This is a genomic window from Pseudomonas sp. D2002 (genome assembly GCF_013385735.1).
GTDB lineage: Bacteria > Pseudomonadota > Gammaproteobacteria > Pseudomonadales > Pseudomonadaceae > Aquipseudomonas.
Genome location: NZ_JACAPL010000008.1, coordinates 81,925 through 100,693, shown reverse-complemented (window position 1 = coordinate 100,693; position 18,769 = coordinate 81,925). Strand labels below are relative to the sequence as shown.

13 protein-coding genes and 1 pseudogene are annotated in these 18,769 nt (G+C 59.3%); 11 read left to right on the top strand and 3 right to left on the bottom strand.

Going from position 1 to position 18,769, the window contains the following annotated elements; all coding sequences use genetic code 11:
• Positions 1 to 79 precede the first annotated feature (79 nt).
• From HX783_RS17050 to HX783_RS17025, 6 genes are all read left to right on the top strand, one after another.
• On the top strand, positions 80 to 1,726 hold the full coding sequence (locus tag HX783_RS17050; RefSeq protein WP_177017655.1) for a GMC family oxidoreductase: 1,647 nt from the start codon (positions 80 to 82) through the stop codon (positions 1,724 to 1,726).
• Positions 1,727 to 1,791: 65 nt separating this feature from the next.
• Positions 1,792 to 3,414, top strand: a complete 1,623-nt coding sequence (locus HX783_RS17045) for an MFS transporter (protein WP_177017654.1) — start codon at positions 1,792 to 1,794, stop codon at positions 3,412 to 3,414.
• Between the two features lie 149 nt (positions 3,415 to 3,563).
• Entirely contained in the window at positions 3,564 to 5,513 is a 1,950-nt protein-coding gene (locus HX783_RS17040) for a DNA topoisomerase III (RefSeq protein WP_177017653.1), read from the top strand.
• Between the two features lie 131 nt (positions 5,514 to 5,644).
• Entirely contained in the window at positions 5,645 to 6,085 is a 441-nt protein-coding gene (locus HX783_RS17035) for a CBS domain-containing protein (RefSeq protein ID WP_177017652.1), read from the top strand.
• Between the two features lie 8 nt (positions 6,086 to 6,093).
• On the top strand, positions 6,094 to 6,939 hold the full coding sequence (locus HX783_RS17030) for an NAD-dependent protein deacetylase (RefSeq protein ID WP_177017651.1): 846 nt from the start codon (positions 6,094 to 6,096) through the stop codon (positions 6,937 to 6,939).
• 621 nt (positions 6,940 to 7,560) lie between these two features.
• The gene (locus HX783_RS17025) at positions 7,561 to 7,890 is read left to right on the top strand and encodes a hypothetical protein (RefSeq protein WP_159955291.1); all 330 of its coding nucleotides are present in this window, start codon (positions 7,561 to 7,563) and stop codon (positions 7,888 to 7,890) included.
• A 121-nt stretch (positions 7,891 to 8,011) separates the two neighbouring features.
• Here HX783_RS17025 and HX783_RS17020 read toward each other — a convergent pair whose 3' ends face one another.
• Positions 8,012 to 8,914, bottom strand: coding sequence for a LysR family transcriptional regulator (locus HX783_RS17020; protein WP_177017650.1), 903 nt, complete (start codon positions 8,912 to 8,914; stop codon positions 8,012 to 8,014).
• Positions 8,915 to 9,044: 130 nt separating this feature from the next.
• Between HX783_RS17020 and HX783_RS17015 the strand changes: the two genes are divergently transcribed.
• The 3 genes from HX783_RS17015 to HX783_RS17005 are packed head-to-tail and all read left to right on the top strand — an operon-like array spanning position 9,045 to position 11,627.
• A complete protein-coding gene (locus tag HX783_RS17015) occupies positions 9,045 to 9,743 on the top strand; it encodes a CoA transferase subunit A (RefSeq protein WP_177017649.1) in 699 nt (232 codons plus the stop codon).
• A gap of 31 nt (positions 9,744 to 9,774) precedes the next feature.
• Complete coding sequence (locus HX783_RS17010) at positions 9,775 to 10,434, top strand: CoA transferase subunit B (protein ID WP_094952386.1); 660 nt, start codon at positions 9,775 to 9,777, stop codon at positions 10,432 to 10,434.
• A gap of 11 nt (positions 10,435 to 10,445) precedes the next feature.
• A complete protein-coding gene (locus tag HX783_RS17005; RefSeq protein ID WP_177017648.1) occupies positions 10,446 to 11,627 on the top strand; it encodes an acetyl-CoA C-acetyltransferase in 1,182 nt (393 codons plus the stop codon).
• A 262-nt stretch (positions 11,628 to 11,889) separates the two neighbouring features.
• Here the strand turns inward: HX783_RS17005 and HX783_RS17000 are convergent.
• Both HX783_RS17000 and HX783_RS16995 read right to left on the bottom strand, forming a co-directional pair.
• Positions 11,890 to 11,970: pseudogene (locus tag HX783_RS17000) on the bottom strand (PaaI family thioesterase); the annotation flags it as partial.
• A gap of 194 nt (positions 11,971 to 12,164) precedes the next feature.
• A complete protein-coding gene (locus HX783_RS16995) occupies positions 12,165 to 13,250 on the bottom strand; it encodes a DUF1615 domain-containing protein (RefSeq protein ID WP_177017647.1) in 1,086 nt (361 codons plus the stop codon).
• A gap of 361 nt (positions 13,251 to 13,611) precedes the next feature.
• Here HX783_RS16995 and HX783_RS16990 point away from each other — a divergent pair, with 361 nt between their 5' ends.
• The gene (locus tag HX783_RS16990) at positions 13,612 to 18,357 is read left to right on the top strand and encodes an RHS repeat-associated core domain-containing protein (protein WP_177017755.1); all 4,746 of its coding nucleotides are present in this window, start codon (positions 13,612 to 13,614) and stop codon (positions 18,355 to 18,357) included.
• A complete protein-coding gene (locus HX783_RS16985) occupies positions 18,354 to 18,734 on the top strand; it encodes a hypothetical protein (RefSeq protein WP_177017646.1) in 381 nt (126 codons plus the stop codon). Before HX783_RS16990 ends, HX783_RS16985 begins: the two co-directional genes overlap by 4 nt.
• Positions 18,735 to 18,769 lie beyond the last annotated feature (35 nt).

Here is an 18,769-nt window from a genome sequence, read left to right as displayed (position 1 = left end):
GCTGGGTAAAAACTAACATTTTTAAGACGAAAACTAACAACTAGGATGGAGCCAATAAGAAAAACAAGCGAGACCTCAGATGCCCATTGCAGCTGCTGAATACGATTACGTGGTAGTAGGCGCCGGCCCCGCAGGCTGCCTGCTGGCCAATCGACTGTCCGCCAACCCTGCCCATCGCGTGCTGCTGCTCGAAGCCGGTGGTCGCGACAACTATCCCTGGATCCACATCCCCGTCGGCTACCTGTTCTGCATCGGTAACCCACGCACCGACTGGTGCTTCAAGACCGAAGCCCAGGAAGGCCTGCAAGGCCGTGCGCTGAGTTACCCGCGGGGCAAAGTGCTGGGCGGCTGCTCGTCGATCAACGGCATGATCTACATGCGCGGCCAGGCCCAGGATTACGATGGCTGGGCCGCCGAAGGCAACCCGGGCTGGGCCTGGAAAGACGTGATGCCACTGTTCAAGCAGAGCGAAAACCACTTCGCCGGCGGCTCGGAATTTCACAGCGACGGCGGCGAGTGGCGCGTGGAGCAACAGCGCCTGCACTGGCCGATCCTGGATGCCTTCCGTGATGCGGCGGCGCAAAGTGGTATCGCAACAATCAACGACTTCAACACCGGCGACAACGAAGGCTGCGGTTACTTCCAGGTCAACCAGAAGGCCGGGGTTCGCTGGAATGCGGCCAAGGCGTTTCTCAAGCCGATTCGCCAGCGACCCAATCTGACCGTGCTGACCGAAGTCGAGGTGGACCGCGTGGTACTGGAAAACGGCCGCGCCTCGGCAGTGGTCGGGCGCCAGCATGGCCAACAGGTGAGCTGGAAGGCACGCAAGGAGATCGTCCTGTGCGCCGGCTCCGTGGGCTCGCCAGGTATCCTGCAACGCTCAGGGATAGGCCCTGCCAACGTGCTCAAACCGTTGGGAATCGATGTACTGCATGAGCTGCCCGGCGTGGGCGGCAACCTGCAGGATCACCTGCAACTGCGACTGATCTACAAACTGGAAAACGCACGCACCCTGAACCAGATCGCCGGCACCCTGTGGGGCAAGATGGGCATGGGCCTGCGCTACCTGTATGACCGCAGCGGCCCGTTGTCGATGGCGCCAAGCCAGCTCGGCGCCTTCGCCCGCTCCGGCCCGGAACAGACCTCGGCCAACCTTGAATACCATGTGCAGCCACTGTCCCTGGAGCGTTTTGGCGAGCCGTTGCATGCGTTCCCGGCGTTTACTGCGTCGGTGTGCGACCTGCGTCCGCAAAGCCGTGGCCGTATCGATATTCGCTCGGCCAACCCGGCCGATGCACCGTTGATTCGGCCCAACTACCTCAGCCATCCAGAAGACCTGCGCGTAGCGGCCGACGCCATCCGCCTGACGCGCCGCATCGTTGCGGCGCCCGCCTTGAGCCAATTCAAGCCGGTGGAATACCTGCCGGGCGATTCGCTGCAAACCGAAGAACAGCTGCATGAAGCCGCTGCGCGCATTGGCACGACCATCTTCCATCCGGTGGGCACTTGCCGCATGGGTGATGACAAGCACGCCGTGGTCGACGCCCAACTGCGTGTGCATGGCGTGCCCGGCCTGCGCATCGCCGATGCTTCGGTGATGCCACGCATCACGTCCGGCAACACATGCTCGCCTACACTGATGATTGCGGAGAAAGCTGCGCAGTTGATTCTTTCGCCGAACACAAGGAGCCTCGCCCCGCAGAGAGAAACGGTTCATGCAATCTGAATAGCGGCGCCGCACCCGGCGCCGACAGTGGAACAACAATAAATAATCACTGTGAGGGTTACCCGATGTCAGAACATGCTCAACCCCTGGGCTCGGCCGTCCGCGCGAGCACCGGCAGCGAATCAAGAAAAGTCATCTTCGCCTCGTCCCTGGGGACGGTGTTCGAGTGGTATGACTTTTTCCTCTACGGCGCCCTGGCGGCGGTTATCAGCAAGCAATTCTTTGCCGGGGTCAACGACACCACGGCGTTCATCTTTGCCTTGATGGCCTTTGCGGCCGGCTTTGTCGTACGCCCATTCGGCGCGCTGGTATTTGGCCGCCTGGGCGACATGATCGGGCGCAAATACACCTTTCTCGTCACCATCATCCTGATGGGCGTGGCAACCTTCTGTGTCGGGCTATTGCCGACCTACGCGAGCATCGGCATTGCCGCGCCGGTCATCCTGATCGTGCTGCGCATGCTGCAAGGCCTGGCGTTGGGCGGTGAGTACGGCGGCGCAGCCACCTACGTGGCCGAGCACGCGCCGGCCGGCAAACGCGGCTTGCACACCAGCTGGATTCAATCCACCGCCACCCTCGGCCTGCTGTTGTCATTGCTGGTGGTGCTGGCCTGCCGGTACTTCACCGGCGACCAGTTCGAAGTGTGGGGCTGGCGTATTCCGTTTCTGTTTTCCATCGTGCTGCTGGGTATTTCCACCTGGATCCGCATGAGCCTGCATGAGTCGCCTGCGTTCCTGAAAATGAAAGAGGAAGGCAAGGCCAGCAAGTCGCCGATCCGTGAGTCTTTCGGCAAGTGGGAAAACCTCAAGGTGGTGCTGATCGCGCTGTTCAGCATTAACGGCGGGCAAGCGGTGACCTTCTACGCGGCGCAGTTTTATGTGCTGTTCTTCCTCACGCAATTCCTGAAAATGGACCCGGCCCTGGCCAACATGCTGCTGATTATCAGCGTGGTCATCGGCGCGCCGTTCTTCATTCTGTTTGGCTGGCTGTCGGACAAAGTGGGTCGCAAACCGGTGCTGATGCTCGGCTTGCTGCTCGCCACGGCGCTGTACTTCCCGATCTTCAAGGGCCTGGCGCACTACACCAACCCGGCGATGGACCAGGCCAGTCAACAGGCGCCGATCACGGTGTTGGCCGACCCGGCCACCTGCACCTTTCAGTTCGACCCGGTGGGCAAGGCAAAATTTGACAGCCCGTGCGACAAGGTCAAGACCTTCCTGGTCAAGCAAGGCCTGCCCTACAGCAGCAGCGCCGCGCCAGCAGGCAGCCCGGTGCAAGTGAGCGTGGGCGATGTGCGTATCGACGGTTTCGACGAAGCGGCCCTGCGCGGCGCCGTGACATTGGCCGGCTACCCGACTTCGGCGGACGTGGCGCAGGTCAACAAGGTCATGGTGGTGGTGCTGATCGTGGTGCTGATCCTGATCGCCGCCATGTGCTACGGCCCACTGGCGGCGTTGATGGTGGAACTGTTCCCGACGCGAATCCGCTACACCTCGATGTCGCTGCCCTACCACATCGGTAACGGCTGGTTTGGCGGGTTCCTGCCGACGGTGTCGTTTGCCTTGGTGGTGTACACCGGCGATATCTTCTATGGCCTGTGGTATCCGGTGGTGGTGACTGGGGTGAGCCTGATCGTCGGGTTGTTCTGCCTCAAAGAAACGCGGAATGTGGATATCAATAACAACTGATCTGCTGCTGGGAGGGGGTTGCTTGCCTCCTCCCACAGTTGGTTTTGTTTCAGTCACACAAATTGCTGTACATCCATACAGATAATGGTTGCTCAAATCCTCCTGACTAAGCATCCTGCAAGGCATCAACCCGATCTGATGTGATGACCATGCGGCTGTACCTCTGTGAAAAACCCTCCCAGGCCAAAGATATCGCGGCTGTGCTCGGCGCCAGCCGGCGCGGTGACGGTTGCTGGGTGGGCAATGGGGTCACAGTCACCTGGTGCATCGGTCACCTGCTGGAAACCGCCCCGCCCGATGCCTACGACGCCAAATACAAGCGCTGGGTGCTGGCCGACCTGCCGATCGTTCCGGAAAAATGGAAGATGCTGGTCAAGCCCAAGACCGCCAGCCAGTACAAAGCCGTAAAGCGTTTGCTGGGAGAAGCCCAGGATCTGGTGATCGCCACCGACGCCGACCGTGAAGGCGAGATGATTGCCCGTGAACTGGTGGAGCATTGCCGCTATCGCGGGCCGATCCAACGCTTGTGGCTGTCGGCGCTGGATGACGCCTCGATTCGCAAGGCGCTGGCGGCGCTCAAACCGGGTGCCGAAACCTTCAGCCTGTATCACTCGGCCCTGGGTCGCTCGCGCGCCGACTGGCTGATCGGCATGAACATGAGCCGTTTGTTTACCTTGCTCGGGCGCCAATCCGGCTATCAAGGCGTGTTGCCGGTGGGCCGGGTGCAAACGCCCACCCTGCGCCTGGTGGTGGACCGCGACCGCAGCATCGCCGATTTTGTGCCGGTGGCTTACTGGGCCATTGACGTGGACCTGCGCCACGAACACATGACCTTCACCGCTCAATGGCGCGCCATGGAGGATACGTGTGACGACCAGGGGCGCTGCCTTAACCCGCAGCTGGCGCGCGACGCTGCCGATGCGATGCGCAATGCCGCCACCGCGCGGCTGGTGAAGCTGCGCACCGAACGCATGCGCGAGGTGGCCCCCCTGCCCTTCGACCTCGGCACCCTGCAGGAAATCTGCTCCAAGAAGCTCGGCCTCGGCGCCCAGGAAACTCTGGATATCGCCCAATCTCTCTACGAAACTCACAAGGTCATCACCTACCCGCGCAGCGATTGCGGCTACTTGCCGTTAAGCCAGCACGGTGACGCGCCGAAAATCCTCGCCGCGCTGGGCCGCGCGGATCCGGCAGTCAATGAGTTGATGGCGCATATCGACCCCCAACGACGCTCGCGGGCGTGGAACGATGCCAAGGTCAGCGCGCACCACGGCATCATCCCCACTGGCGCGGGCAAGGATGTGGGGCAACTCGCCGGCAAACATCGCGCGGTCTACACACTGATTCGCGCGCGTTACCTGGCGCAGTTCCTGCCCAACCATGAATACGATCGCACCCAGGCGGATTTCGACTGTGCAGGCCAAGCCTTGCGCGCCGTGGGAAAGGTTGTGATCGAGCCCGGCTGGAAACGCGCCTTGCCCGAAGCGCTGGCCCCTGCCAAAGGCCGAGAGACACCTGCGCCGCAAGCTTTGCCGACGCTGGTGCAGGGCCAGGATTACGCGGTGGCCAAGGTCAACCTCAAGGACCTGTGGACCCAACCGCCCAAGCCGTTCACCGAAGGCGACCTGATCAAGGCGATGAAAAACGTCGCCAAACTGGTGGAAGACCCGCTGCTCAAGCAAAAGCTCAAGGACACCACCGGCATCGGCACCGAAGCCACGCGCGCCGGGATTATCCAGGGGCTGCTGGACCGTGGTTATCTGGTCAAGAACGGCAAGGCCCTCTCGGCCACTCCCGCCGCGTTCAGCCTGATCGACGCAGTGCCGCGAGCGATTGCCGACCCGGGCACCACGGCGATCTGGGAGCAGGCGCTGGACATGGTGCAAAGCGGTGAAATGAGCCTTGAGGAATTCGTCGCCAAGCAGGCGGCGTGGATGAGCAAGCAAGTGGCACGCTGCAATGGCATGCGCATGACCATCACCGGTCCGGCCAGCCCGGCGGGCCGAGGTGCCACACCGTGGAAAAAGAAGCGCAAGACGGCGCCACGCAAGACAACCGCCAGCACCAAGCGGGTAAAAAAGCCGACAAACGCTGGGTAAACGTCGAAAAAATCCGGCAAATGACGTTTTTCGACGGGTTTAACGCCGCTTTGGACCTTGCTCCGGCGTAGGCCGTCTAGGATTCTGTAGGGACCCGCTGACTTCCTAACAACAACACCGGAGTGGCCGCCATGAAAACCGTCGCACAAGTGCTCAAAGCCAAGGACCAGAAAAACCAGGACGTCCACATCATCAAGTCGCACCAGACCGTGATGGAGGCACTGATTCAGATGGCAGCCAAAAACGTCGGGGCCTTGCCGGTCGTGGACGAAGGCAAAGTGGTGGGCGTTATCAGCGAACGGGACTACGCACGCAAGCTGATCCTCAAGGGCCGCTCTTCCGCGACCACCGCCGTCAGTGAAATCATGAGTTCGCCGGTCATCACTGTCGACAAGCACCAGAGTGTCGAAAAATGCATGAACATCATGACGGACGGTCACCTGCGCCACCTGCCCGTGGTTGAAGATGGCCAACTGATTGGCCTGCTGTCCATCGGTGACTTGGTAAAAGAAGCCATTGCCGAGCAGGCAGACCTGATCAAACAACTGGAGCAGTACATCCGCGGCGAATAGGGGAACCCATGCAGGGCACGCTGGAACATCAAGAGGACCACCTCGACACCCTGTACCGGGCGATGGCTGAAAGGCGCTTCGTGGTGCTGACCGGTGCGGGCATCAGTACGTCGTCGGGCATCCCGGATTATCGCGACAGCGAAGGTGTGCGCCGGGGCAAGGCGCCGATGATGTACCAGGAATTCCTGGCCACCCCACAAGCACGGCGCCGTTACTGGGCACGGGCGATGCTGGGTTGGCCACGGGTGCGCATTGCCCAGCCGAACAAGGCCCACCTGGCGCTGGCGACGCTGCAGCAACGCGAACGCATCAGCGGGCTGATCACGCAAAACGTCGATACGCTGCATGACCAGGCCGGCAGCCATGATGTGATCGAACTGCATGGCAGCCTGCACCGCGTGTTGTGCCTGGATTGCCAGCAGCGCAGCGAGCGCGATGTGATCCAGCGGGTGATGGAAGATCGGAACCCTTACCTGGCCGGCGTCGATGCCGTGCAAGCACCCGATGGCGATACGCTGCTCGATCCGGCTTTTGAAGAACGCTTCCAAGTCCCCCACTGCCCGCACTGCAACGGCCAGCGACTGAAACCCGACGTGGTGTTTTTTGGTGAGAACGTCGCCCCGGAAACGGCCGCCAAGGCAATGGCTGCGGTGCAGCAGGCTGAGGGTTTGCTGGTGGTGGGCTCATCGCTGATGGCTTATTCGGCGTTTCGCCTGTGCAAAGCGATGGTGGAGCAAGGCAAGCCGGTGATTGCCATTAACCTGGGCAAGACACGCGGGGATGAGCTGTTGCAGGTGAAGATCGAGGCGTCTTGCGAGCGGTTGTTGCCCTTGCTGGTCGAGCGACTGGGATAGCGACACACCTCCAATCAACTTGTAGGAACTGGCTTGTGTGGGAGCGGGCTTGCTCGCGAAAGCGGTGTGTCAGCCAAACATATTCCAGCTGACCCACCGTATTCGCGAGCAAGCCCGCTCCCACAGGTTTCCCGGCTGAATTGAAGATCGTGCCCCAGCGACCAACCGCACAAAAAATGACGCCCAAGTCACGTTTTCCCGCATTCCCCCGTCCCCACAACGATTTATGTAGTGATCAAAAAAAATCACTACATAACCGTTGACGTAACCTTTTTACCCTTGCATTATCGAGACGTCTCCCGGATCGGGAGTGTTGGTAACACGTGTTTTGAACAAGCTCGTCTGACCGCCGAGCTGTTTTTTCCGGATGTGCACTGCCCACAAGGCAGATTGATGAAGCTGACCGGCCTGCAAGGATCGGTACAAGGAGCTCAATCGCTGCTTGTCTTCGTTATGAAACCATTGCGTAGCAGTTCATCAGCAAGACTACATGCATCAGGTTCAAGACCCTGCCCGTATTCGGCAGACAGTCACTGACGCCCGGTTTTCGAAGCCGGAGACAACTAAGCAGTTTTAACGGAATCAACTGATAGATCGCCAACTGGTCAAGGGGCTTACATTATGAATCTGAACAACCAACCCACTATCGATGAATTGGCTGAGATGTTTGCAGCGCAGAAAGACACACTCGACGACCATATCCTGTGGGTCGAAAAATCGGGCCAAGTTCATATCGACTGCGTGGCGCCCCACACCCTTGAAGAAGAGTTCGATAAAAACAACCGCAAACTGGCGGCGCGCCTGAAAATGTACCGCCGCGGCCAGGGTTATGTCGGCAAGAAGGCCGCCGCCGATGAGAACTTTATCGAGCAAGTTTTCAACACACTTAACAATGCCTGGGCGTCTTTCAAAGACAGCTCTCAAGTTAAAGTAGTCGATCGCTACTATTAAGTAAAACTTGCCCTCTGTGGGAGCTGGCTTGCCTGCGATAACGGTTTAACTGCCAACACTTTTGTTGAATGTTAACTGGCTATCGCCGGCAAGCCAGCTCCCACATTTATTTGGGGCACGCTCAGAAAGTTGGAAAGCGGCCTTTCGCGGCCTCATCGCGAAAAATATCAAACAACACCTGCGCTGCCGCCGACAGTTCGTGCCCAGGCTTAGTCAGCACGCCAATCGGCCGCTCGATCACCGGATTGCTCAAGGTGATGCAATGGGCGCCCGCCTCTTCCATCTGCTGCGCACACAACGCAGGTACAGCGCTGACACCCAGGCCATTGGCAACCATCTTGCCCACCGTCGCCAATTGATGACTTTCCAGTGCCACCGGCAACTTCATCTGCAAGGCGCCCAGGTGTTCCTCCAGCATCACCCTCACCGTGGAAGGCCGCTGCAGGGTAATGAATGGCTGTTCCAGCAAGGTTTGCCAGTCGATTTCGCTGCACCGGGCTAACGGTGAATCACCCGGCACCACTGCAATAAAGCGGTCCAGGTACAACGGGGTGAATGCCAGCGACGAACCGTCGGACGGCTCGAATGCCACGCCCAGCTCCACCTGGCGGTCGCGAACCATTTCCAGCACCTGCTCGTTGATCAGGTCGTGCACCGTCACATTCACCTGCGGGTAACGTGCGCGGAATATCTTCAGGATCGGCGGCAGCAGATTGCCTGCAAACGACGGCATCGCAGCCACCGTGACCCGGCCCCGCTGCAAGGTGAAGCGCTGGCGTAGCTCATCTTCGGCGTTGTCCCAATCGGCAATCAAGCGACGCGCCAGCGGCAGCAACGACTCACCCTCAGGCGTGAGGGCGACATTGCGCGTATTGCGGCTGAACAAGCGGCCGCCCAGGCCCTCCTCCAGGCCCTTAATGGTCAGGCTCAACGCCGACTGGGAAAGGTGCAGGCGCTCGCAAGCAGCGGCGAAACTCAGGCTTTGGGCCACGGCGAGAAAGGCACGCATCTGTTTAACGGTCATGAGGCTGCTCCGGGCGGCGGGTCGACTATGCTGTTTTCTAAATCAATCAACCTTAAAAAACAACTTAACAAATTAATCCATCGGCGCAACACTCCAGTCTGCTGGCCCACATACAATAAAAGAGGTGCATATGGCAGGTTTCGATAAACGCGTGGCGTCCTATGAAGAAGCGCTGGCAGGCCTGGAAGACGGCATGACCGTGCTCTCCGGTGGCTTTGGCTTGTGCGGCATTCCGGAAAACCTCATCGCCGAGATCAAGCGCAAAGGCACCCGCGACCTGACCGTGGTTTCCAACAATTGCGGCGTCGACGGTTTCGGCCTGGGCGTGTTGCTGGAAGAAAAACAGATCAGCAAAGTCATCGCGTCCTACGTGGGTGAAAACGCCCTGTTCGAGAAGCAACTGCTCAGCGGCGAAATCGAAGTGGTGCTGACTCCCCAAGGCACCCTGGCAGAAAAAATGCGTGCAGGCGGCGCCGGCATCCCGGCTTTCTTCACCGCCACCGGCGTCGGCACGCCCGTCGCAGAAGGCAAGGAAACCCGTGAGTTCAACGGTCGCCCGTACCTGATGGAAGAGTCCATCACCGGCGACTTCGCCATCGTCAAAGGCTGGAAAGCCGACTACTTCGGCAACGTCATCTATCGCCACACCGCCCAGAACTTCAACCCGCTGGCCGCCACCGCCGGCAAGATCACCGTGGTCGAAGTTGAGGAAATCGTCGAACCGGGCGAGCTGGACCCGGCGCAGATCCACACCCCTGGCATCTACGTCGACCGGATCATCTGCGGCACCTTCGAGAAGCGCATCGAACAGCGCACTGTCCGCAAATAATCCGCCAGCCCAAATAATAAGGAGACAAAACATGGCTCTTACTCGCGAACAAATGGCTCAACGCGTCGCCCGCGAAATGCAGGACGGTTTCTATGTGAACCTCGGCATCGGCATTCCAACCCTGGTGGCCAACTACATCCCCGAAGGCATGGAAGTAATGCTGCAATCGGAAAACGGCCTGCTCGGCATGGGTCCGTTCCCTACCGAAGACACCATTGATGCCGACATGATCAACGCCGGCAAACAAACCGTGACCGCACGCATCGGCGCTTCGATCTTCTCCTCTGCCGAGTCCTTCGCGATGATCCGCGGCGGCCACGTCGACCTCACCGTGCTCGGCGCGTTTGAAGTGGACGTACACGGCAACATCGCGTCGTGGATGATCCCCGGCAAATTGGTCAAGGGCATGGGCGGCGCCATGGACCTGGTGGCCGGTGCGGAAAACATCATCGTGATCATGACCCACGCGTCCAAGGACGGTGAGTCCAAGTTGCTCAGCCAATGCAGCCTGCCGCTGACCGGCGCCAAGTGCATCAAGCGCGTATTGACGGACTTGGCTTACCTTGAAATCGAAAATGGCGCTTTTGTCCTCAAGGAACGCGCACCTGGCGTCAGCGTTGAAGAGATTGTGAGCAAGACCGCCGGTAAACTGATCGTCCCGGACCACGTTCCAGAAATGCACTTCCAGTGAGGACAGATTCCATGCAAGACGTCGTGATTGTTGCTGCCACCCGCACCGCCGTGGGCAGCTTTCAAGGTTCGCTGGCCAGTATCCCGGCACCGGAACTGGGCGCCGCCGTGATCCGTCGCCTGCTGGAGCAGACCGGCCTGGACCCGGCGCAAGTGGACGAAGTGATCCTGGGCCAGGTCCTCACCGCCGGCAGCGGTCAGAACCCAGCGCGCCAGGCGTCGATCCTCGCCGGGCTGCCCCACGCAGTACCAGCGCTGACCCTGAACAAGGTCTGCGGCTCGGGCCTCAAGGCCCTGCACCTGGGCGCCCAGGCGATTCGTTGCGGCGACGCCGAGGTCATCATTGCCGGCGGCATGGAGAACATGAGCCTGGCGCCTTACGTATTGCCTGCTGCACGCACCGGTTTGCGCATGGGCCACGCCAAGATGATCGACAGCATGATCACCGACGGCCTGTGGGATGCGTTCAACGACTATCACATGGGCATCACCGCCGAGAACCTGGTGGACAAGTACGGCATCAGCCGTGAAGCCCAGGACGCGTTCGCCGCCGCTTCCCAGCAGAAAGCCGCTGCCGCGATTGAAGCGGGTCGGTTTGTCGATGAAATCACACCGATCCTGATCCCCCAGCGCAAAGGCGAGCCGGTGGCCTTCGCCGTGGACGAACAGCCGCGCGCCGGCACCACCGCCGAGTCTCTGGCCAAGCTCAAGCCCGCGTTCAAGAAAGACGGCAGCGTCACCGCCGGCAACGCCTCCAGCCTCAACGACGGCGCTGCTGCCGTGTTGCTGATGAGCGCCGACAAGGCCAAGGCCCTCGGCCTGCCGGTTCTGGCGCGTATCGCCAGCTACGCGAATGCCGGCGTCGACCCTGCGATCATGGGTATCGGCCCGGTATCGGCCACCCGCCGCTGCCTGGACAAAGCCGGCTGGAACTTGGGCGATCTGGACCTGATCGAAGCCAACGAAGCCTTTGCCGCGCAATCGTTGGCCGTAGGCAAAGAGCTGGAATGGGACGCCGACAAAGTCAACGTCAATGGCGGCGCCATCGCCATCGGCCACCCGATTGGCGCGTCAGGCTGCCGTGTACTGGTGACCCTGCTGCATGAAATGATCAAGCGCGATGCCAAGAAAGGCCTGGCGACACTGTGCATCGGTGGCGGCCAGGGCGTTGCCCTCGCACTCGAACGCAGCTGATTCAAAGAGCAACATGAGAAAAGGCCCGTTGTGGCGAGGGAGCTTGCTCCCGTTGGGCTGCGCAGCAGCCCCATCAATAAGAGCAACATGAGAAAAGGCCCGATTCCACGAAAAATCGGGCCTTTTCTTTTTCCGCGGTCTTCAAAAACACGACACAACTGTGGGAGCTGGCTTGCCTGCGATAGCGGTTTACCCCTTGGCAAATTTACCGCCTGACACACCGTCATCGCAGGCAAGCCAGCTCCCACAATGGCCTCAACTGTCAGCCCGAGCGCGGCACCGCAAACACCGCATTCGCCCGCGCCACCACCTTCTCGCCCACCTGCAAGCTCACCGTGGCAAACCCTTCGGGCACCGGCGTGAGCGATCATGGCGAGTTCTTCCTTGGCGTGAGGCTTGAGGTGTAAGCCAGCCCTCGGGTGGCAGCCATCATCATCAGCCGCGCAAATCCCATGGGATGCTTTGCGTAAATCCGCCAGAATCGCGATGCTTAAAGCAGCGAAGATCAAATGTGGGCTTGCCCGCTCGCCACAATGATCAGCGCTTCATGCAGCGCTGATACCGATCATCCACGCGCTTGGCAAACCACGCCGTGGTCAGGTTGCGGGTGATCTTAGGGCTCTTGAGTACGATGCCCGGCAAAATCGCCCGTGGCATCGGCTTGCCGGCCGCTTTATCAGCCAGGGCAAACACGCGGTTGTAGAGGGTGGTTTGCTCAAAATCGAGTTGCTCACCCTTCTCCAACTGGCTGCGGATGCTGGGGTTGCGCATGTCCAACTTCGCGCCCAGGGAGCGCACCGCCAACTCAGTGGTGCCCGGCAGCAATGAACCATAGCGGATCAAGTCCCCGTCCAACGCCAGCTCGGTGCCGGTGACACGGCTGACAGCCGCCTGAAACGCCGCGTTGCGGCTGGCGTACCAGCCCGCATTGAAGTCGGCAAAGCGATACAGCGGCTGGTCATAACTCGCCGGGTAGCCCAGCAAGTGGGCAATACCGAAATACATACCGCCGCGCCGCGTGAAGACTTCCCGGCGAATCGTGCCATCCACCGTGTAGGGATAACCCCGCGCCTGTTTCTGCGCAAAGTCGATGCTGACTTGCATGGGACCTGCGGTATGCACCGGGTTGAAGCCGCCAAACAACGTATTGCCCAACGGCACCACACTGATGAAATCGTCAAAGATCCCACTCAGGTCCTTCTCCGTGCGCGCGGCACTCAAGCGCTCGGCGTAAGTCTTGCCGGTCGGCGAGCGCAATTGCAGCGCGCTGCGCACCACAAAGGCTGGCACATGGACTTTGCCCGCGCGCCGCAGGATTTCATCCTGGGCGATCTTGCCCATGTTTGGCACCGGTGGGTCGACTTGATAGGTGGATTCTTGCTCGGTCACCGCAAGAACCGCGCAGATATTTTCGGTGCTGGGGTAAATCTTCTGGGTGTCGAAGGCCGTGTAGATGTCCTGAGCCCAGCCTTTACGGTCCGGCACCGTCGCCGGCAGCAGCCGCACAATCTGCGCTTTCACTTCCGCCTCGCTGCGCTCCGGCTGTTGCGGGCTGCGTGAGGTGGAACAACCGGCCAGCACCAGCAACGTGGTGAGGCACAGGATCAGACGGCTTGAATACATGGGGCTTCCTTGGATAACGACGGGCCGGGCATTGCGGATATCGACAGGTAAGTCTAACCGGGGTTCGGCGACTTGCAGCACTCGCCAGCCGCACACTTACGTGACAGGATCTGTCATCGACCATTTGCCGGGCTGGGCCTAAACCTGGCGTTTGCGCAGCGCTGACAAGGACTACTGAAACATCCCACGCCACACCCGGATAAGCTCTACAGATATCGCCTGAAAACCTCTGCAAAGTCCTTCGCCTGATCACACAGTGCGAGGGATTGCAGATGGTTTTTTTCGGTAAAGCTCCGTTTTTTGGGGCTGTCTTTTGATCGCCGCCACCAGCCAAACCATTGGCCTTCTGGTGCTGGCCGCCATGGATTCCAAGACGCGCGACGTCGAATCCGTTCTCAGCGACTTCCGGCAATGCCTCAACACCTACGACGCGTGGGCGGAACGCTTCTTCAGCTTTTCGGCACTGGATGTCGAGCAGGTCTTCAAAGTCGGGGATGAAGTGGCGCTGGTCGCGCCGATCGATCGTTCCCTCTTTCCCAGCTCGACCGTTGCTGCGTGCAAGCAAGACGGCACCCTGACCCTCGTGCACATGTTCCAGAGTGCTCGATTCGTGCCGATTGGCAACACGCCAGTGGTGTTGCAACGCATCGATCCAAACGGCGGCCCGCTGGGCGAACCAATCCACAAAGTCATCGGGCCCAGCGGCATTCTGGAAATCACCGAGTGTGATCGCAACCAGAAATACCGGGTCAATTTTTACCCCAACGTTTCCAAGGAACACTTCAAGGCGCTGTATGCCTCTTATCAGTCGGTCATCACGCCACTGGAAGGCTGGCTGCGCAGCGAATGGAGCGGCACATTTGCGCCGCTGTGGAAGGATTACTCCAAGGCTAATTTCCTCAAGCGCTATCTCTCGCTGCATCAGGCTTACGCCAAAGGATTTGGCGATGCACTGAGCTCACTCTGGGACAGCCTCAAACAGCTGGTTGAATGGCTGGCACACCCACTGGCGAATGCCGAAAAGCTGCTGCACTACCTGTCCCAGGCCGAGTTCGAAAAGCTGCTGAAGGTCAGCACCGAAACCCTTGCCAAAGGCCTGCTGATACTCAGCGATGAACCGCTGCTGTTCGTCTACATGGCGGCCATGGTCAGTTGGCTGCGGCTGATGCCGCCGCCGTATATGAACGAGGTGCTGGGAGAGATCGGCGTCGAGGTGCTGATCAACGTGTTGCTGTGCGTTGCCACGGCCGGGATGGGCGTTGTGATACGCCTGAGCAGCAAGGTGCTGGGCAGCATCAAGTCGCGTCGTGCGCGCGAGTGGCTGGAACACCTGGCCAGCCAGTTCGGCAAATCTCGCCTGGATACGCACGTTGAGGCGGCTAAGCCGATATTGCTCGCCGGGCCGGCGACTTCGATCAACACGGTAGCGGGTGCGCCGTTGAAGGCTGGGGAGAACCTGGTTGCGAACGCGGTGCCTGCGGTTCGTAAGAAGACCCAGCAGACGACGTTGGTGCGCCAGGAACATGTCGATGATGTGCCTGTCGCTGCGAAAAATCCGCAGGGCGATGCGGCGGCCCCTGCGGATAAAACGGCCACCAATGGCTGCCCGGTGTCGATGGTTACCGGCGAGGAATTGCTGACCCTCACCGATGGAACGCTGGACGGGATTTTGCCGTTTGAGTGGACGCGGCTTTATCGCACCAGTGCGGTGGAAGTGGATTGTGGGTTGGGGTTTGGTTGGAGTCATTCGCTGGCGCAGCGGTTGGTGGTGGACGGTGATTCGGTGGTTTGGACGGATCATGAGAATCGCTCTACTGCCCTGCCCTTGCCGACTGTGGCACGACCGGCGATTACCAACAGCTTGGCCGAAGCGGCGATCTATTTGGGGGCTTTGCCCGATGAGTTGGTACTGGCTCAGGCATCGCGCTTTTATCACTTTTGCGATGGTCAGCTGACAGCAATCAGCGACGCGTATGACAACCGACTGCGGGTTATTCGTGATCGTTTGGGCCGGATTGAGCGGCTGGATAACGGTGTAGGCCGGTCTTTGTTTTTGCGCTATGAACTTGGGCGCATTGTGGCGGTGGACTATCAGGTTCATCGCGCCAAAGGCCGTGAGCCCTACGTCTGGGTGACGGAGCAGAACGTCGTTTCCTACGCCTATGACGACGCTGGACGACTGGTTTCAGCGACGAATTCCGTAGGCGAAAGCGAGGTTTATCGGTACGACGAGCAGCACGTCATTCTTGAGCGGCAATTGGCCGGTGGGGCGAGTTTCTTTTGGGAGTGGGAGCGTTCCGGCAAGGCGGCGCGCTGTGTTCGGCACTGGGCCAGCTTTTCGCAGATGGACACGCGGTATGCGTGGGAGGACGGCGGCAGGGTCACGGTTCACAACGCTGATGGCAGCCAGGAAGTGTATGTCCATGACCAGCGCGCGCGGCTGGTGCAGCGGGTTGATCCGGATGGTGCTGAGCACTTCAAATCCTACGACGACAAGGGCCGGCTAACGGTTGAGCAGGACCCGCTGGGGGCGGTGACGGCGTATCAGTATGACGATGCTGGGCGTTTGGTGGCGCTGTTTCCTGGAGAGGATGAGCCGACTTCCTACGAGCATGACAGCGGGTTCGTACGGGTTGTGCGGCGCGGTGAGGCGGTTTGGAAGTATGAGCGCAATGACCAGGGCGACGTTACGCGTCAGACAGATCCTGACGGCAACGTTACAGATTACACCTACAACAAACACGGGCAACTGGTTGGGGTTTGGTATCCGGATAGCGGCTGTCATCGACTGGTTTGGAATGAGCGTGGGCAGCTTGTTGAAGAGCAACTGCCGAATGGTGGGGTTAAGCGGTATCGCTATGACGATGTTGGGCGACAGGTTGCGCGTGAGGATGAGCATGGGGCGCTGACCCAGTATCAGTGGGACGCCGCAGGGCGCTTGTTGAAAATCACCAAGCCCGATGGAGCGACGCGAGAATTCAGCTACAACCCGTACGGAAAAATCACCTCTGAACGTGATGAACTGGGCCACGTCACCCGCTACGAATACGCCGACGGCCTGCACCTGATCAGCCGCCGCCTCAATGCCGATGGAACCCAGGTCAACTACCGCTACGACAACACCCGGTTACTACTGACCGAGATCGAAAACGAAGTCGGCGAAACCTACCGGCTGGATTACCACCCCAACGGCCTGATCCAGCAGGAAATCGGTTTTGACGGTCAGCGTACGGCGTACGTCTACGACCTCAACGGCAACCTGCTGGAAAAGACCGAACACGGCGACGACGGCAGTCAGCTCATTACCCGCTACGAGCGAGACGCTTCCGGGCGGCTCGTACGAAAAACCCTTCCCGATTCCAACGTTGTTGAATACACCTACGACCGCCAGGGCAACCTCCTCAGCGTCGATGACGGCCACTGGGCCCTAGCCTACGAATACGACAGCCAAAACCGCCTCACCGCCGACCACCAAGGCTGGGGCACCCTGCGCTACGGCTACGACACCTGCGGCCAACTGAAAAACCTGCGCCTGCCGGACAACAATCGCGTCACCTTCAACCACGACAAAGGCGGCCACCTCGCCACCGTCGAACTGAATGGCAAAACCCTAACGTCCCACCTGTTCAACACCGGAAAAGAACGCCAACGCCAGCAAGGCCAGCTCCTCAGCCACTACCACTACGACGACCAAAACCGCCTGCACGCCCACGCGGTGACCCAGGAAGAACACAAGCTCTACCGCCGCCACTACGACTACGACAAAACCGGCAACCTCACTCGCCTGCTCGACACCCGCAAAGGTGAACACCACTACCACTACGACCCCCTCACCCGCCTGACTCGGGCCGACCACTCGCAAGACGTGCAGGAACGCTTTGGCCATGACCCAGCGGGCAACCTGCTAATGCAAGACCGTCCTGGGCCGGACATCGTCGCGGGGAATCGGTTGATGATCCAGGGCGATCATCATTACGACTATGACGCCTTCGGCAACCTGATCCGCCAAAGGCGCGGCAAGGGTCACCAACTCGTCACCGAGTACCGCTACGACTGCCAGCACCGGCTGATATCGATCACAAAACCCAATGGTCAGAAGGCCAGCTACCGCTATGACCCGTTTGGCCGAAGGATCAGCAAAACCGTAGATGGCGTAACCACGGAGTTTTTCTGGCAAGGCGACAAGCTGATTGCGGAGCATCACGCAGATCGCCATCGCAGTTACATCTACGAACCGGACAGTTTCCGTCCGCTGGCATTGCTGGAAGTTTTCGGGCCGAAAGACACCCAGCCCTTCCACTACCAACTCGACCACCTCGGCACACCGCAGGAACTCACCGCGCCCGACGGCGAAATCGTCTGGTCCGCGCATTACCGCGCCTACGGCCAAATCAGCCGCCTCGACATAAACAAGATCGACAACCCGCTACGCTTCCAAGGCCAATACTTCGACCCGGAAAGCGGGCTGCACTACAACCGCCACCGCTACTACAATCCAGATATCGGTCGCTACCTGACACCCGACCCAGTAAAGCTGGCGGGCGGGATCAACGCGTACCAGTACGTGCCCAATCCCACGGGGTGGGTGGACCCGCTGGGATTGAACACATGCCCAGGAGCGGATGGATGCAAACCCGATGCAAAAAAAGAGAGCCCCTCCAGAAAGACAAAGGTTGATGAGAAGTCGCCATCGACGCCAACCCCACAGAGAAAACGACGGTATTTATATCGTGGGGATTCAAGAGAACCAGATGGAATCTTTGAAAAGGGATTTGAGAGTCGAGGGTCGAGCACAGACCTTTACCTGCACTCGGTAAACAACGCTAGCCCTCCGAGTAACTTTGTACCCACGTCAACGTCTAGCACCCAGGCGTTAGTATTCGCATCCAATTATGGATTTGAAGAAGGATTTCTTTATACACTAAGAAAAATCCCCGGCAGAGACGTAAATAAAGAACTTGGGGTTCGTTCCAAACACAAAAATGAATTAGAAATTGCAATTCCAGAGCGTATAGATACTAAAGATATTTTAGGTGCTTCGCCAGTCAACGAAGACGGCACGTATAAGGGATATACCATATTGACCCCTAATAGGAAGTTCCCATGAAATCCCGTGAAATAACTATCATCAAAAACGGAACACGTGAAAACGCAATCATCGAATACGAAGCGGGCAAACCTACTCTTTACCTACTGATGAACGATGAAACACGAAGAACGTACACAGCACTGGACCTATACGACTGCTTCGGTTTAATGAGGGCAGACTTGAAAGACATTGAATTTTTATGCAAAGGCGCAAAAATCAACGTCCACACATCAGGAATGTCTTCGCACATGTCTAACGGACTTGTCGCCTACGAGATGACTATGGGCGTTCCGGACGGTGAGCTTGTGCATATTTTCTCTTATGAAGAGAGCGATCTCACCAACGATATACAGGAGCAGCACGACTTTTGCCAACGCTGGGCTGATTCGGTGTAGGTGCAGTGCTAAGCGCCTGCAGCGAGCAAATTCTC